The organism is Streptomyces sp. NPDC107517 (genome assembly GCF_055582645.1).
Window position 1 is genome coordinate 89,186 of record NZ_JBVJPM010000010.1, and the last position, 14,439, is coordinate 103,624.

General features: G+C 67.6%; 20 protein-coding genes. 18 read left to right on the forward strand and 2 right to left on the reverse strand.

The features are described from left to right. Positions 1 to 74 precede the first annotated feature (74 nt). Entirely contained in the window at positions 75 to 1,268 is a 1,194-nt protein-coding gene (tuf, locus tag ACZ67T_RS23230; RefSeq protein WP_116511070.1) for an elongation factor Tu, read from the forward strand. Positions 1,269 to 1,421: 153 nt separating this feature from the next. Here the strand turns inward: tuf and ACZ67T_RS23235 are convergent, their stop codons facing one another. Then, on the reverse strand, positions 1,422 to 3,344 hold the full coding sequence (locus ACZ67T_RS23235; RefSeq protein WP_469986530.1) for a PIG-L family deacetylase: 1,923 nt from the start codon (positions 3,342 to 3,344) through the stop codon (positions 1,422 to 1,424). Between the two features lie 495 nt (positions 3,345 to 3,839). Continuing rightward, the gene (locus ACZ67T_RS23240; protein ID WP_469986532.1) at positions 3,840 to 4,007 is read right to left on the reverse strand and encodes a hypothetical protein; all 168 of its coding nucleotides are present in this window, start codon (positions 4,005 to 4,007) and stop codon (positions 3,840 to 3,842) included. A 321-nt stretch (positions 4,008 to 4,328) separates the two neighbouring features. Between ACZ67T_RS23240 and ACZ67T_RS23245 the strand changes: the two genes are divergently transcribed. From ACZ67T_RS23245 to rplE, 17 genes are all read left to right on the forward strand, one after another. Next, a complete protein-coding gene (locus tag ACZ67T_RS23245; RefSeq protein WP_469986533.1) occupies positions 4,329 to 4,571 on the forward strand; it encodes a hypothetical protein in 243 nt (80 codons plus the stop codon). Positions 4,572 to 4,692: 121 nt separating this feature from the next. Further along, the gene (locus tag ACZ67T_RS23250) at positions 4,693 to 6,855 is read left to right on the forward strand and encodes a DUF6531 domain-containing protein (RefSeq protein ID WP_469986534.1); all 2,163 of its coding nucleotides are present in this window, start codon (positions 4,693 to 4,695) and stop codon (positions 6,853 to 6,855) included. A 142-nt stretch (positions 6,856 to 6,997) separates the two neighbouring features. Next, the gene (locus ACZ67T_RS23255) at positions 6,998 to 7,153 is read left to right on the forward strand and encodes a hypothetical protein (protein ID WP_469986535.1); all 156 of its coding nucleotides are present in this window, start codon (positions 6,998 to 7,000) and stop codon (positions 7,151 to 7,153) included. Between the two features lie 557 nt (positions 7,154 to 7,710). Further along, entirely contained in the window at positions 7,711 to 8,019 is a 309-nt protein-coding gene (gene rpsJ / locus ACZ67T_RS23260; RefSeq protein ID WP_003948644.1) for a 30S ribosomal protein S10, read from the forward strand. Positions 8,020 to 8,033: 14 nt separating this feature from the next. Further along, positions 8,034 to 8,678, forward strand: a complete 645-nt coding sequence (gene rplC, locus ACZ67T_RS23265; protein WP_356279210.1) for a 50S ribosomal protein L3 — start codon at positions 8,034 to 8,036, stop codon at positions 8,676 to 8,678. 7 nt (positions 8,679 to 8,685) lie between these two features. Continuing rightward, positions 8,686 to 9,339 (forward strand): 50S ribosomal protein L4, encoded by a 654-nt coding sequence (gene rplD, locus ACZ67T_RS23270; RefSeq protein ID WP_116511064.1) that lies wholly within the window; start codon positions 8,686 to 8,688, stop codon positions 9,337 to 9,339. Next, positions 9,339 to 9,755 carry a 50S ribosomal protein L23 gene (rplW, locus tag ACZ67T_RS23275; protein WP_405479014.1) on the forward strand — a complete coding sequence of 139 codons (417 nt, stop codon included), beginning with the start codon at positions 9,339 to 9,341 and terminating at the stop codon, positions 9,753 to 9,755. The genes rplD and rplW overlap by 1 nt, the downstream gene beginning before the upstream one ends. 39 nt (positions 9,756 to 9,794) lie before the next feature. Beyond that, complete coding sequence (gene rplB, locus ACZ67T_RS23280) at positions 9,795 to 10,631, forward strand: 50S ribosomal protein L2 (protein ID WP_266561187.1); 837 nt, start codon at positions 9,795 to 9,797, stop codon at positions 10,629 to 10,631. 12 nt (positions 10,632 to 10,643) lie between these two features. Next, on the forward strand, positions 10,644 to 10,925 hold the full coding sequence (gene rpsS / locus ACZ67T_RS23285; protein WP_015035577.1) for a 30S ribosomal protein S19: 282 nt from the start codon (positions 10,644 to 10,646) through the stop codon (positions 10,923 to 10,925). A 42-nt stretch (positions 10,926 to 10,967) separates the two neighbouring features. Next, complete coding sequence (gene rplV, locus ACZ67T_RS23290) at positions 10,968 to 11,315, forward strand: 50S ribosomal protein L22 (protein ID WP_004571827.1); 348 nt, start codon at positions 10,968 to 10,970, stop codon at positions 11,313 to 11,315. Further along, positions 11,315 to 12,157: a 30S ribosomal protein S3 gene (gene rpsC, locus ACZ67T_RS23295; RefSeq protein WP_116511058.1), complete on the forward strand. Its 843-nt coding sequence runs from the start codon at positions 11,315 to 11,317 to the stop codon at positions 12,155 to 12,157. The genes rplV and rpsC overlap by 1 nt, the downstream gene beginning before the upstream one ends. A gap of 5 nt (positions 12,158 to 12,162) precedes the next feature. After that, positions 12,163 to 12,582, forward strand: a complete 420-nt coding sequence (rplP, locus tag ACZ67T_RS23300) for a 50S ribosomal protein L16 (protein WP_030782563.1) — start codon at positions 12,163 to 12,165, stop codon at positions 12,580 to 12,582. After that, positions 12,582 to 12,806 carry a 50S ribosomal protein L29 gene (gene rpmC / locus ACZ67T_RS23305; protein ID WP_059079052.1) on the forward strand — a complete coding sequence of 75 codons (225 nt, stop codon included), beginning with the start codon at positions 12,582 to 12,584 and terminating at the stop codon, positions 12,804 to 12,806. Before rplP ends, rpmC begins: the two co-directional genes overlap by 1 nt. Further along, entirely contained in the window at positions 12,806 to 13,090 is a 285-nt protein-coding gene (gene rpsQ, locus ACZ67T_RS23310) for a 30S ribosomal protein S17 (protein WP_100594880.1), read from the forward strand. Before rpmC ends, rpsQ begins: the two co-directional genes overlap by 1 nt. Before the next feature lie 97 nt (positions 13,091 to 13,187). Beyond that, the gene (gene rplN / locus ACZ67T_RS23315) at positions 13,188 to 13,556 is read left to right on the forward strand and encodes a 50S ribosomal protein L14 (RefSeq protein ID WP_003974257.1); all 369 of its coding nucleotides are present in this window, start codon (positions 13,188 to 13,190) and stop codon (positions 13,554 to 13,556) included. A gap of 2 nt (positions 13,557 to 13,558) precedes the next feature. After that, positions 13,559 to 13,882 carry a 50S ribosomal protein L24 gene (rplX, locus tag ACZ67T_RS23320; protein ID WP_100594879.1) on the forward strand — a complete coding sequence of 108 codons (324 nt, stop codon included), beginning with the start codon at positions 13,559 to 13,561 and terminating at the stop codon, positions 13,880 to 13,882. Then, complete coding sequence (gene rplE, locus ACZ67T_RS23325) at positions 13,882 to 14,439, forward strand: 50S ribosomal protein L5 (RefSeq protein ID WP_116511056.1); 558 nt, start codon at positions 13,882 to 13,884, stop codon at positions 14,437 to 14,439. The genes rplX and rplE overlap by 1 nt, the downstream gene beginning before the upstream one ends.

Consider the following 14,439-nt stretch of genomic DNA (forward strand, 5'->3'; position numbering starts at 1 on the left):
CGGCGGGTTTCCCAGCAAAGATCACCTGGCGCCGATGAAGCAAGGCGTACAGAACCACTCCACAGGAGGACCCAGTGGCGAAGGCGAAGTTCGAGCGGACTAAGCCGCACGTCAACATCGGCACCATCGGTCACATTGACCACGGTAAGACGACCCTCACGGCCGCCATTACCAAGGTGCTGCACGACGCGTACCCGGACCTGAACGAGGCCTCGGCCTTCGACCAGATCGACAAGGCTCCTGAGGAGCGCCAGCGCGGTATCACGATCTCGATCGCGCACGTCGAGTACCAGACGGAGACGCGTCACTACGCGCACGTCGACTGCCCCGGTCACGCGGACTACATCAAGAACATGATCACGGGTGCCGCGCAGATGGACGGCGCCATCCTCGTGGTCGCCGCCACCGACGGCCCGATGCCGCAGACCAAGGAGCACGTGCTCCTGGCCCGCCAGGTCGGCGTTCCGTACATCGTCGTCGCCCTGAACAAGGCCGACATGGTGGACGACGAGGAGATCCTGGAGCTCGTCGAGCTCGAGGTCCGTGAGCTCCTCTCCGAGTACGAGTTCCCGGGCGACGACCTGCCGGTCGTCAAGGTCTCGGCGCTCAAGGCGCTCGAGGGCGACAAGGAGTGGGGTCAGTCGATCCTGAACCTCATGGCCGCCGTCGACGAGTCCATCCCGCAGCCCGAGCGTGACGTCGACAAGCCGTTCCTCATGCCGATCGAGGACGTCTTCACGATCACCGGTCGCGGTACGGTCGTCACCGGCCGTATCGAGCGTGGTGTCCTCAAGGTCAACGAGACCGTTGACATCGTGGGCATCAAGCAGGAGAAGACCACCACCACGGTCACCGGCATCGAGATGTTCCGCAAGCTGCTCGACGAGGGCCAGGCCGGTGAGAACGTCGGTCTGCTCCTCCGTGGCATCAAGCGCGAGGACGTCGAGCGCGGCCAGGTCATCATCAAGCCCGGTTCGGTCACGCCGCACACCGAGTTCGAGGCCCAGGCCTACATCCTGTCGAAGGACGAGGGTGGCCGTCACACCCCCTTCTTCAACAACTACCGCCCGCAGTTCTACTTCCGCACCACGGACGTGACCGGCGTCGTGACCCTCCCCGAGGGCACCGAGATGGTCATGCCGGGCGACAACACTGAGATGAAGGTCGAACTCATCCAGCCCGTCGCCATGGAAGAGGGCCTGAAGTTCGCCATCCGTGAGGGTGGCCGGACCGTGGGCGCCGGCCAGGTCACCAAGATCGTCAAGTAATTTCCTTGACGGTTTGACCTGGTAGCTCCAGCGAGCACCAGAAGGGCCCGTACGACTTCGGTCGTACGGGCCCTTTCGCATGCGCGCTGCTTCTCTTCCGGGTCGCCTTCCAGGTCTCCTTTCGGGTCCCCTTTTCGGGTCCTTTCGGGGGGCTCAGATCTTGCGGGCGGTGCCGGTGCCGGTGGCGCTGTCCGGGCGCCACAGCCATGGCCGGGCGGTGGGGGAGAGGCCCGCGGCCACGGGGCCGCTCGGGGTGGCGCGCAGGGCGGGGCCGTCGAGGGTGACCAGGTCACGCGCGGCCCGCTGGATCCGGCCGTGGTGCAGGAGCTGGAGCGTGCCGGCGGTGTCCCGGCCCAGGAGGTACGGCCCGTCGGCGGTCACCGGGCCATAGCCCGGGAAGTCGACCGGCGGCCCGGCCGTCGCCGTCAGCGCGGACGAGGCCGGCGCCCGGTAGTAGAGCCGCCCGCCCGTGGCGGCGACCGCGTCGGCGGGGACCGGCAGCCCGGTGAGCGGCGCGGGCCCCTCCGGCGTCCAGTGGTGCACCGTGTCGCGGCCCGGCGCGTACACATGGACGCCGCCGTCCTCGCCGACGACCGCGGTCAGGCCGTCCTGCACGGGCCCGCCGCCGAGGGAGCGCCACGGCGACCAGCGCCCGTCGAGCCCGCGCACCCGCGTACTGATCCCCTGCCCGGCGTCCCTGACGAAGAGATGGACCTGGCCGTCGCGGGCGGTGACGGCGACGGGGACGCCGATGCGGCGGCCGCGCACGGGGTCGGTCTCCGGGTTGCCGAGCCCGGTCCAGGCGCCGAACTCCCCGCCGGCGGCGCGCTGTTCGAGGAGCACGATCTCGCGCAGGTCGGAGCCGCCGCGCCCCTCCAGAGCCGCGAGCCGGAGGCCGAGGAGCAGCTGCCGTCCGTCGCGGAGCGTGGCGGAACCCAGGGCCGGTGCGAGCGGGCCGCCGCCGAGGTCCGTCGGCCGGCCGAAGACTCCTTGCGTGGTCTCGCGCCACCGGACGGCACGCATGCCGAGCACGCCGTAGCCGGACAGCTTGCCGTCCGGTTCCTGGGTCAGGGCGATCCGCGGGCCCGGGTAGCGGTAGTGCGTCGAGCGGACCCAGCCCTTGCGGTTGGTGAGGGGGCGGTCCCCGCCGACGTTGTAGTCGCCGCAGCCGGAGGGGTTGCCGCACTGCCAGTCGGGGGCCGCGCCGTACGGCATCAGGTCCGCGGCCTTGGCGTGCAGCACGGCCTCGGGGAGATTCTCGGGCCAGTGGTGGTTGTAGTAGCCGCGGAACGCGGTGGCCGCGAACGGGGGCGGCCCGCCCGCCGCGGTCTGTGACCAGCGGATCAGCGCGGCCCAGGTGAAGGCGGCCACGGCCGTGTGGTCGGCGTGGTCGGAGAAACCGGGCTGTTCGCTGTCACGTATCCGCGTACGCAGATCGCTGTCCTGGATGTCGGGGTCCGGGTCGAGCGTGTGCACGAGGGTGGGCCGGTAGCGCTCGAAGAGGGCCACGAGTACGTCGACCAGGCTGTCGTAGTCGTACATCTGTGCCCGGCGCAGCGGCGACCCGTCGACGACGACCGTACGCAGCGGCAGCCCGCGCTCCCGCCACAGCGCCGGGGTTCCCATGTGGCCCGCCGGGGTGTGCATCGCGAGGTCGAGGAAGACCAGTTCGACGCGGCGGCCCCGGCGCTCCAGGGTGTTCACCTCGGCCTGGTGCCCGCCCGCGAGCGTGGTGACCTCGGTGCGCCAGCGGCTGAAGACGGGCAGGCCGAGCTGGGTCGCGTAGGACTGGCGGAGCCCCTGGTGACGGGCGGAGGCGTACGCGGACCTGTCGGCCGGGGGATACGGTCGGCCGGGGATCTTGTTGACGCCGTCGGCCTCACCCGCGGTGACGTACACGCAGACCAGCGGCACTCCGGCGGCGAGGGCCTGCGCGGTGTCCGGGTTCATGAAGTACAGGTCGTCATCGGGGTGCGCGAGGACCTGGAGCAGCAGGGCGTGATCCCCCTCGGCGGCGGGGCGGCCGGAGGCGGGGGAGGGGGCGGTGGTGCGGGGCGGAGGCGGGATCGGGTCCATGCGCCCCGCGACGGCGAGGGCGGTGGCGGCGACGACGGTGGCCGCCGAGCCGAGGAGAACGGCTCGCCGCGCGGGCGGGCGTTTGGCGCTGCCTATTCGAGCGTCGTCACGGTCGGTGGTGTGAGGCGGTTGCTTTCGGCCGTCGCCTATGTCTCCGGTCTGAGAAGGTCGGCTTCGAGCGTCGTGACGGTCGGTGGTGTGAGGTGGTCGGCTTCGAGCGTCGTCACGGTCGGTGGTGTGAGGCGGTCGGTTTCGATCGCCGCCTCTATCTCCGGTCTGAGCAGGTTCGTATCGCAACGCGCCGTCCTCCGTCCGCCGTACGCAGCGGTCGGAACGTGCGCTGCTTCTCGGTCCTTCAACCGAGAAGAGGCTCGCCCGTGGTGCCAGGTTCCATGCACGGACATGTTCTGTTCACACGTTTTGGGGCTCTTGGGCAACTCTTGGTTTCCCGCCGCCACGCGCCCGGCGGGCGTGAGTGGCGGCGTTCGCTGCGAGCTAGGCCACGAGGTGCTCGGCCGCGTCCGTGATCCCGTACGGGAGGTCCTTGCCGCGCAGCCACTCGATGGCCAGGAGGCGCGCGAGGCGGGCGCGGCGCGGCGTGGGGGACAGAAGGGCTCGGAAGTGGCCTGCGAGGGAGGCGAGTTGGGCAGATTCCTGTTTCACGTCACTGAGCGTGGCCGGGCGTGCATGGCGTGAACAGCGACAACGCCGGTACGTGCGGTGGCTGTCCGGGGCTTGTTCAGTGCAGTCCGGGCTGTCCGGAGGGGCGTGCGGGTAGGGGTCGTCGGTGCGTGGGGCGGGGCAGAGGTACGGCGGAGGTGGGCGCGGGTGGAGCGTGGACGGTCAGATGGAACGTGTGGCGGATGAACCGGGCCTTCAGCAGGGCAAGTCCATTGCCGCGTCATGGCGATGGATTGACCCTCCCTTGAACCGACTCCCCTAGGGTCGTGAATCGCATGCGCGAACGACGGGGGACATCGGCGCATGAGTGACGGCCACGACGACGGCATGGTCCTGCACATCAAGACCGCGGACATCAAGGCCTCGGCGCCGGTGTTCCACGAGCAGGCGAAGAACCTGAGCAAGGCACTGACGACCCTCGTCACCACCCTGGACAATCTGGGCAAGCCCTGGGGTGACGACAAGCAGGGCAAGGAGTTCGGGGACGTCTACTCGCCCCAGCAGAAGAAGATCGAGAGCTCCGCGGGATCCTCGTCCTCGGCCTGACCAGCATCCACGAGGCGCTGGTCGACCTGTCCGACGGCCACGTGGACAACGACGATCTCATCGCCGGGATGTTCACCAAGGTGAAGCCTTCGAAGGCCGGCGACGACGGCGAGGGTCACCGATGAGCCTCGAGGACGAGGCGAAGAAGATCCTCCTCCACCTGGGTCTGTGGTGGCCGGACGCCGACTCCGGCTCCCTGCGCTCGGCGGCCACGGCCTGGCGCACCTTCGCCGACGCAGTCGACGACGTACGCGCGCCCGTGCACAAGAGCGCGTCCTCCCTCATCCATCACAACAAGGGTGAGTCGATCGAGGCGTTCGAGAAGTTCTGGGGCCGGTACGCGAAGGGCCAGGACGCCGGCTGGCTGAGCGACTTGGCCGGTTCGGCGAGGGGGATGGCGAAGGCGCTGGAGAAGTTCGCGGACGCCATCGACGACGCGATCAACAAGCTTCGCACCCAGATCATCATCGACGCTGCCGTGATCGCGGGTGGCGTCACCCTCGCCTTCCTCACCGCGGGCCTCGCGTCCGGGGCCGCCGTCGCTGCGGCGGACGTCATCATCGAACTGGGCGCGACCATGGGCGTAGCGGTGTCGACGACGGTGGCAGAGATCGCCGCGGGCACCCTGGTCGCTGCCGCGTTCGGCGGAGTCGAGTCGGTGACCGTGGACGCCGCGATCGCCCAGCCGCTGAAGATGATCACCGGTCTGCAGAAGGGCTTCAGCCTCGACGAGGTCAACAAGGCCGCCACGGACGGCATGCTCTACGGGGGTGCGCTCGGTGCGGGCAGCGGTGTCCTGAAGGCGGGCGTCGAAGGCGCGTTCTCCGACACCGCGCCGCTCATGCCGCGCCCGCCGTCGCTCCGTCCCGACCTGGTGGAACTGGGCCCGGCCGCCCGCAACGCGGAGCGCACCCCGTGCGTCGGCGAGCCGATCGACGTGGCGACCGGCGCGATGCTGATGACGCAGACGGACCTGTCGCTGCCCGCGTCGCTCCCCCTCCTCTTCACGCGCACCCATCTCTCCTCCTATCGCGGGGGAGTCTGCTTCGGTCCGACCTGGATATCGACGCTCGACGAGTGCGTGCAGATCGATGGCGAAGGCGTCGTGTTCGCCGCGGCAGACGGCATGCGCCCGGTCTATCCGGTCCCGGAGCCGGGTGTGCCCGCCCTCCCCGTCAAGGGAGCGCGCTGGCCGCTGGAGTGGGACGGCAAGCCGGACGGCGTCATGACGATCACCGACCCGGACACGGGAGTCACCCGCTCCTTCACCACGCCCTTCCCGTCCGACTCGTTCGGCGTGTTCCACCTGCCCGTGGACGGGTGGAACGACCGAAACGGTATGCGCATCGACGTGGAGCGCGACGGCGACGGCGTCCCCGTCGGCCTGCGCCACTCGGGCGGGTACTACGTCGCCGTGGACACGGACGGCCCGCGCATCACGGCCCTGCGCCTGCTCGACCGGGCCCCCGACGCGTACGCCGCCGACGCCTCCCGCGAGGGCGGCACGGTCGTCATGCGCTACGGCTACGACGACGCGGGCAATCTCGCCGAAGTCATCAACTCCAGTGACCTTCCCCTGAGTTTCACGTACGACTCCGACGGCCGCATGACCAAATGGGTCGACCGCAACGGGACCTGGTTCTCGTACGAGTACGACGAGCGCGGCCGGGTCGCCCGCACCGAGGGCATCGACGGCATCTCTGCGGTCATCGAGGCTTCTCTCAGCACCGATGTGTTGGTCGCGGCGAGCCTCCGGCTGGAGGGCAGCTCTGGACTGCTGCTGACGGCTGACAACCTTCGAGGAGCGCTGTCGTCGAGGTCGGGCTACGCGCTACTGGCGGGTACGGAAGAGTTCATGAGGGGCGCCCTGGCTGATGGGCCGGACAAGGCGAAGGCGGAGTTCCGAAGGTACGCGCGGAGAGTGCAGGCGCAGGCGCCGCACATCGCGGCCGTTTCTGCTGACTACCCTCCGCTCAACAGGTCCTGGAAGGCTCCGCGTGACGTGCCCTCTGAGAGCCACACGGGTCGGCAACTGGCCCTGATGCGACAGCTTCAGGAAGACGCGGTCGACGGGCCGACGTTCGCCCGCGGGTGGCTCGGGGAGCGGCGTGGAGCGATGGCCGTGGGGGAGCGAGTGGGGGACGCGCTGAGCTCGGTCCTCGATGAGGTCTTCTACGCGCTGGACGACTACACCATCGACCCGGCCATCCGTGACGCAGAGTACATGACCGACGGAGAACTGCAGAGGCGCGTGGCAGCCGCCCTCGGAAAACTCGACGACTGAGACCCGGAAAACTGACGCAAGGGACCCCGCCGCCCAACTGGTCGACGACAGCCGAGAAGAGCGGTGCTCTTCCGACTTCGCGACGTGAACACGGATTGATTGCCCGATGTCGAATTCAGAGGCAATCGGGACCATTTCAAGCGTGTGGGCGCGCGAAACTCGTCGCGGCGGCTTGGGGCTCGACGGGTCCCCGACCGTCTTCGGGACCCCGGGGTACCTGCGATTCCTGGGCGCACTCATGGCACTCGCCGGGCTGGTGATGCTGCTCGTGACGTACGCCCTGTGGCACCTCGGCTGAGGCGGGCCCCAGTGGCTCCGGCCCGGGTATCGGTTCGGCGGGCGGAAGAGATGACCCCTGGCGCTATGACCTGCGCCACACGCCTCTATGTGACCCCTGGCGCACCTGGGATCGCCGACGCGCGGCACCCCCGGTTTGACCTCCGTCACTCCGCGGGTACTCTCTAGCGCTCGATTGGCCAGGCGCAGCCGCTCTGTGGCAGACTGTCGGGGTTGCTCGGTTGAGTGCCGATGCTGCACGCCTCCCGCCGGGAGGACCGGAAGCGAGTCCCACAGTACTCGTCGCCCCATCTGCCAGAAGGTCGAAAGATCTGCAGGCAGCGCTAGGGCGGACGTACGGGAATCTTCCGGGAAGTGTGGCGAGGTGGCTCGGCCAGGCGCCCGGTGGGTTTCTTCCCCCGGCTTCGCGGTTCTTGGGCCGCAGTCCCTCGCAGGGAAATCCGTATGGATATTTCCGTCAGTGAGACTGCGACACGCCCGACCGCGTGGGTCGGAGGAGGGCGGAATAGGACCCCCCAGGTTCCAGAGCGTTTCGAGAGACAGGACTACTGAGTAGCCATGGCGGGACAGAAGATCCGCATCCGGCTCAAGGCCTACGACCACGAGGTCATCGACTCCTCGGCGAAGAAGATCGTCGAGACGGTGACCCGCACTGGTGCGTCGGTCGCAGGCCCGGTGCCGCTGCCCACTGAGAAGAACGTGTACTGCGTCATCAAGTCGCCGCACAAGTACAAGGACTCGCGCGAGCACTTCGAGATGCGCACGCACAAGCGCCTGATCGACATCCTCGACCCGACGCCCAAGACCGTTGACTCGCTGATGCGCCTGGACCTTCCGGCCGGCGTTGACATCGAGATCAAGCTCTGAGAGGCGCGGAAGAGATGGCTAAGCAGATCAAGGGCATCCTGGGCGAGAAGCTCGGCATGACCCAGGTCTGGGACGACAGCAACCGTGTCGTCCCGGTCACCGTGGTCAAGGCCGGTCCGAACGTCGTGACCCAGGTCCGTACGAACGACATCGACGGCTACGAGTCGGTCCAGATCGCCTTCGGCGAGATCGACCCGCGCAAGGTGAACAAGCCCCTCAAGGGCCACTTCGCCAAGGCCGATGTAACCCCGCGCCGCCACCTGGTGGAGCTCCGTACCTCCGGCGCCAGCGAGTACACGCTGGGCCAGGAGATCACTGCCGAGGTCTTCGAGGCCGGCGTCAAGGTTGACGTCACCGCGAAGAGCAAGGGCAAGGGCTTCGCCGGTGTCATGAAGCGCCACAACTTCAAGGGTGGCAAGGCGTCCCACGGTGCCCACCGTGTGCACCGCATGCCCGGTTCCATCGGTGGCTGTGCCACTCCCGGCCGTGTCTTCAAGGGCATGCGCATGGCGGGTCGCATGGGCAACGAGCGGGTCACCACCCAGAACCTGACCGTTCACGCCGTTGACGCGGAGAAGGGTCTGCTCCTCATCAAGGGCGCAGTCCCGGGTCCGAACGGTGGCCTCGTCCTGGTCCGTACTGCGGCCAAGGGGGTTTGAGGAACCGATGAGCACCATTGACATCCTTTCGCCGGCAGGCGACAAGGCCGGGACGGTCGAGCTCCCCGCGGAGATCTTCGACGTAGAGAAGATCAGCATCCCGCTTCTCCACCAGGTCGTCGTCGCCCAGCTGGCTGCTGCCCGTCAGGGCACGCACAAGACCAAGCGTCGCGGCGAGGTCCGCGGTGGTGGGCGCAAGCCTTACCGCCAGAAGGGCACCGGCCGCGCGCGCCAGGGTTCGACCCGTGCGCCGCAGTTCGCCGGCGGTGGCGTCGTCCACGGCCCGCAGCCGCGTGACTACTCGCAGCGGACCCCGAAGAAGATGAAGGCCGCGGCCCTGCGCCACGCCCTCACCGACCGGGCCCGCAACGCTCGCATCCACGTCGTCACCGGCGTGGTCGAGGGCGGAGTCTCCACGAAGGCCGCGAAGTCGCTGCTCGGCAAGATCAGTGAGCGCAAGAACCTGCTCCTGGTCATCGACCGTGCCGACGAGGCCGCGCTGCTCTCGGCGCGCAACCTGCCCCAGGTCCACATCCTGGAGCCGGGCCAGCTGAACACGTACGACGTTCTCGTCTCGGACGACGTGGTCTTCACTCAGGCCGCCTTCGAGTCCTTCGTGTCCGGCCCGAAGGCCACTGACACCGAAGGGAGCGAAGCCTGATGGCTACGCGTCACCCGAGCATTGCCCCCAAGGCGGCCAAGGCCGCCAAGGCCGCGCGCATCGCCAAGGCGAAGCGCCACGAGGCCGAGGGCAAGAACACCGTTGAGACGCCGCTGAGCAAGAGCTTCACGGACCCCCGTGACGTCCTCCTCAAGCCGGTCGTCTCCGAGAAGAGCTACGCGCTCCTCGACGAGGGCAAGTACACCTTCATCGTCGACCCGCGTGCCAACAAGACCCAGATCAAGCAGGCCGTCCAGGCGGTCTTCTCGGTCAAGGTCACCGGAGTCAACACGATCAACCGCCAGGGCAAGCGCAAGCGGACCCGCACGGGCTTCGGCAAGCGTGCCGACAGCAAGCGCGCGATCGTGACCCTCGCTGAGGGCGACCGTATCGACATCTTCGGCCAGGCCTCCTAACGGAGCGCCCTGGTCCGAATATCGGACGAGGACTGAGAAATGGGTATCCGCAAGTACAAGCCGACGACGCCGGGCCGCCGTGGCTCCTCCGTCGCCGACTTCGTCGAGGTCACGCGGTCCACGCCGGAGAAGTCGCTGGTCCGCCCGCTGCACAGCAAGGGCGGCCGTAACAACGCCGGTCGTGTGACCGTTCGCCACCAGGGTGGCGGACACAAGCGCGCCTACCGAGTGATCGACTTCCGTCGTCACGACAAGGACGGCGTGCCGGCGAAGGTCGCGCACATCGAGTACGACCCCAACCGCACCGCGCGCATCGCGCTGCTGCACTACGCCGACGGCGAGAAGCGTTACATCGTCGCTCCGCGTGGCCTGTCGCAGGGTGACCGCATCGAGAACGGTCCTGGGGCCGACATCAAGCCGGGCAACAACCTGGCGCTCCGCAACATCCCGGTCGGTACCACGATCCACGCGATCGAGCTCCGTCCCGGTGGCGGTGCCAAGTTCGCCCGCTCCGCAGGTGCCTCCGTGCAGCTGCTGGCGAAGGAGGGCCAGATGGCCCACCTGCGCATGCCGTCCGGCGAGATCCGCCTGGTCGACGTTCGCTGCCGCGCCACCATCGGCGAGGTCGGCAACGCCGAGCAGTCGAACATCAACTGGGGCAAGGCCGGCCGCAAGCGCTGGCTCGGCGTTCGTCCGACCGTCCGCGGTGTGGCGATGAACCCGGTTGACCACCCGCACGGTGGTGGTGAGGGCAAGACCTCCGGTGGTCGCCACCCGGTCTCCCCGTGGGGTCAGAAGGAGGGTCGTACTCGTTCGCCGAAGAAGGCTTCGAACAAGTACATCGTCCGCCGCCGCAAGACGAACAAGAAGCGCTAGGAGCGGGTTTAGATGCCGCGCAGTCTCAAGAAGGGACCCTTCGTTGACGGCCACCTCGTAAAGAAGGTGGACGCTCAGAACGAAGCCGGTACCAAGAACGTCATCAAGACCTGGTCCCGTCGCTCGATGATCATCCCGGCCATGCTGGGTCACACGATCGCGGTGCACAACGGCAAGACCCACATCCCGGTGTTCGTCACCGAGTCGATGGTCGGCCACAAGCTCGGCGAGTTCTCGCCGACGCGCACCTTCCGGGGTCACGTCAAGGACGACCGGAAGTCGAAGCGCCGCTAAGGCGGGGTGGAATCGACTATGACGAACACTGAAGGGACAACCATGGAAGCCAGGGCCCAGGCGCGGTACATCCGCGTCACGCCCATGAAGGCCCGCCGCGTGGTGGACCTCATCCGTGGCATGGATGCCACGGAGGCTCAGGCGGTCCTGCGTTTCGCCCCGCAGGCCGCGAGCGTGCCGGTTGGCAAGGTGCTGGACAGCGCCATCGCCAACGCTGCACACAACTACGACCACACCGACGCCTCTTCGCTGGTCATCAGCGAGGCGTACGTGGATGAGGGCCCGACCCTGAAGCGGTTCCGTCCGCGTGCTCAGGGCCGTGCCTACCGGATCCGTAAGCGGACCAGCCACATCACCGTGGTCGTCAGCAGCAAGGAAGGAACCCGGTAATGGGCCAGAAGGTAAACCCGCACGGGTTCCGGCTCGGTATCACCACGGACTTCAAGTCCCGTTGGTACGCCGACAAGCTGTACAAGGACTACGTCAAGGAAGACGTAGCCATCCGTCGCATGATGACCTCCGGCATGGAGCGCGCCGGTATCTCGAAGGTTGAGATCGAGCGCACCCGTGACCGCGTGCGTGTGGACATCCACACCGCTCGTCCGGGCATCGTCATCGGCCGCCGTGGCGCCGAGGCCGACCGCATCCGCGGTGACCTCGAGAAGCTCACGGGCAAGCAGGTCCAGCTGAACATCCTCGAGGTCAAGAACCCCGAGACCGACGCTCAGCTGGTTGCTCAGGCCGTTGCCGAGCAGCTGTCCTCCCGTGTCTCCTTCCGTCGCGCCATGCGTAAGAGCATGCAGACGGCGATGAAGGCCGGCGCCAAGGGCATCAAGATCCAGTGTGGTGGCCGTCTCGGCGGCGCCGAGATGTCCCGCTCGGAGTTCTACCGCGAGGGCCGTGTGCCCCTGCACACGCTCCGCGCGAACGTCGACTACGGCTTCTTCGAGGCCAAGACGACCTTCGGCCGCATCGGTGTGAAGGTCTGGATCTACAAGGGCGACGTCAAGAACATCGCCGAGGTCCGCGCCGAGAACGCTGCGGCCCGTGCGGGTAACCGCCCGGCCCGTGGTGGCGGCAACGACCGTCCGGCCCGCGGCGGTGGCCGTGGTGGCGAGCGTGGCGGCCGCGGCCGCAAGCCGCAGCAGCAGTCGGCTCCGGCCGCCGAGGCCCCCAAGGCTGACGCGCCCGCCGCTGCCGCTCCGGCTGAGAGCACCGGAACGGAGGCCTGACCGAAATGCTGATCCCCCGTAGGGTCAAGCACCGCAAGCAGCACCACCCCAAGCGCCGCGGTCAGGCCAAGGGTGGTACGACGGTTGCGTTCGGCGAGTACGGCATTCAGGCCCTCACGCCGGCGTACGTGACCAACCGCCAGATCGAGGCGGCTCGTATCGCGATGACCCGCCACATCAAGCGTGGCGGCAAGGTCTGGATCAACATCTACCCGGACCGCCCGCTTACGAAGAAGCCCGCCGAGACCCGCATGGGTTCCGGTAAGGGTTCCCCCGAGTGGTGGGTCGCGAACGTTCACCCGGGTCGGGTGATGTTCGAGCTGTCCTACCCGAACGAGAAGATTGCGCGTGAGGCGCTTACCCGCGCTGCTCACAAGCTTCCGATGAAGTGCCGGATTGTTCGGCGCGAGGCAGGTGAGTCGTGATGTCGGCCGGTACCAAGGCGTCCGAGCTGCGCGAACTGGGCAACGAGGAGCTTCTCAACAAGCTCCGCGAGGCCAAGGAAGAGCTGTTCAACCTCCGTTTCCAGGCGGCGACCGGTCAGCTCGAGAACCACGGTCGGCTGAAGGCCGTCCGCAAGGACATCGCGCGGATCTACACCCTCATGCGTGAGCGCGAGCTGGGCATCGAGACGGTGGAGAACGCCTGATGAGCGAGAGCAACGTGACTGAAGAGACTGCCGCCCGCGGCTTCCGCAAGACCCGTGAGGGTCTGGTCGTCAGCGACAAGATGGACAAGACCGTCGTCGTCGCTGTCGAGGACCGCGTCAAGCACGCGCTGTACGGCAAGGTCATCCGCCGTACGAACAAGCTCAAGGCGCACGACGAGCAGAACGCTGCCGGCGTCGGCGACCGCGTCCTCATCATGGAGACGCGTCCGCTGTCGGCGACCAAGCGCTGGCGCATCGTCGAGATCCTCGAGAAGGCCAAGTAATTCTCTGAGGGGTATCCCTCAGAGTTCGTTCCGCCAGGCTCCCGGGGCAGTTCGCTGAACTGCCCCGGGGGAACCGGCAGACAATCAGGAGATAGACGTGATCCAGCAGGAGTCGCGACTGCGCGTCGCCGACAACACGGGTGCGAAGGAAATTCTCACCATCCGTGTTCTCGGTGGCTCGGGTCGCCGCTACGCGGGCATCGGTGACGTCATCGTCGCCACCGTCAAGGACGCGATCCCCGGCGGTAACGTGAAGAAGGGTGACGTCGTCAAGGCGGTCATCGTTCGCACCGTCAAGGAGCGCCGCCGTCCGGACGGCTCGTACATCCGCTTCGACGAGAACGCCGCCGTCATTCTGAAGAACGACGGCGACCCTCGCGGCACCCGTATCTTCGGCCCGGTGGGCCGTGAGCTGCGCGAGAAGAAGTTCATGAAGATCATCTCGCTCGCGCCGGAGGTGCTGTAAGCATGAAGATCAAGAAGGGCGACCTGGTACAGGTCATCACCGGTAAGGACAAGGGCAAGCAGGGCAAGGTCATCGCGGCCTTCCCCCGCGAGGACCGCGTCCTGGTCGAGGGTGTCAACCGGGTCAAGAAGCACACCAAGGCCGGCCCCACCGCCAGCGGTTCGCAGGCCGGTGGCATCGTCACGACCGAGGCCCCTGTCCACGTGAGCAACGTTCAGCTCGTCGTGGAGAAGGACGGCAACAAGGTCGTCACGCGTGTCGGTTACCGCTTCGACGACGAGGGCAACAAGGTTCGCGTTGCCAAGCGGACGGGTGAGGACATCTGATGGCTACCACCACGACTCCGCGTCTCAAGACGAAGTACCGCGAGGAGATCGCGGGCAAGCTGCAGGAAGAGTTCTCCTACGAGAACGTCATGCAGACCCCGGGCCTCGTCAAGATTGTGGTCAACATGGGTGTCGGCGACGCCGCCCGTGACTCCAAGCTCATGGACGGTGCCGTCCGTGACCTGACCACGATCACCGGTCAGAAGCCGGCCATCACCAAGGCCCGCAAGTCCATCGCGCAGTTCAAGCTGCGTGAGGGTCAGCCGATCGGTGCCCACGTCACGCTCCGTGGCGACCGCATGTGGGAGTTCCTGGACCGCACCCTGTCGCTCGCGCTTCCGCGCATCCGCGACTTCCGTGGTCTGTCTCCCAAGCAGTTCGACGGCCGTGGCAACTACACCTTCGGTCTCACGGAGCAGGTCATGTTCCACGAGATCGACCAGGACAAGATCGACCGCGTCCGGGGTATGGACATCACCGTGGTCACCACGGCGACCAACGACGATGAGGGCCGTGCGCTCCTCCGTCACCTCGGCTTCCCCTTCAAGGAGGCGTAA

Bases quoted from the DNA above. Each gene is read 5' to 3' on its own strand.
- rplB (WP_266561187.1), top strand. From the start codon at position 9,795: ATGGGTATCCGCAAGTACAAGCCGACGACGCCGGGCCGCCGTGGCTCC.
- rplV (WP_004571827.1), top strand. From the start codon at position 10,968: ATGGAAGCCAGGGCCCAGGCGCGGTACATCCGCGTCACGCCCATGAAG.
- rpmC (WP_059079052.1), top strand. From the start codon at position 12,582: ATGTCGGCCGGTACCAAGGCGTCCGAGCTGCGCGAACTGGGCAACGAG.
- rplE (WP_116511056.1), top strand. From the start codon at position 13,882: ATGGCTACCACCACGACTCCGCGTCTCAAGACGAAGTACCGCGAGGAG.
- rpsC (WP_116511058.1), top strand. From the start codon at position 11,315: ATGGGCCAGAAGGTAAACCCGCACGGGTTCCGGCTCGGTATCACCACG.
- ACZ67T_RS23245 (WP_469986533.1), top strand. From the start codon at position 4,329: ATGAGTGACGGCCACGACGACGGCATGGTCCTGCACATCAAGACCGCG.
- rplX (WP_100594879.1), top strand. From the start codon at position 13,559: ATGAAGATCAAGAAGGGCGACCTGGTACAGGTCATCACCGGTAAGGAC.
- rplC (WP_356279210.1), top strand. From the start codon at position 8,034: ATGGCTAAGCAGATCAAGGGCATCCTGGGCGAGAAGCTCGGCATGACC.
- rplD (WP_116511064.1), top strand. From the start codon at position 8,686: ATGAGCACCATTGACATCCTTTCGCCGGCAGGCGACAAGGCCGGGACG.
- rpsS (WP_015035577.1), top strand. From the start codon at position 10,644: ATGCCGCGCAGTCTCAAGAAGGGACCCTTCGTTGACGGCCACCTCGTA.
- ACZ67T_RS23250 (WP_469986534.1), top strand. From the start codon at position 4,693: ATGAGCCTCGAGGACGAGGCGAAGAAGATCCTCCTCCACCTGGGTCTG.
- rpsJ (WP_003948644.1), top strand. From the start codon at position 7,711: ATGGCGGGACAGAAGATCCGCATCCGGCTCAAGGCCTACGACCACGAG.
- rplP (WP_030782563.1), top strand. From the start codon at position 12,163: ATGCTGATCCCCCGTAGGGTCAAGCACCGCAAGCAGCACCACCCCAAG.
- rpsQ (WP_100594880.1), top strand. From the start codon at position 12,806: ATGAGCGAGAGCAACGTGACTGAAGAGACTGCCGCCCGCGGCTTCCGC.
- rplW (WP_405479014.1), top strand. From the start codon at position 9,339: ATGGCTACGCGTCACCCGAGCATTGCCCCCAAGGCGGCCAAGGCCGCC.
- ACZ67T_RS23235 (WP_469986530.1), bottom strand. From the start codon at position 3,344: ATGGACCCGATCCCGCCTCCGCCCCGCACCACCGCCCCCTCCCCCGCC.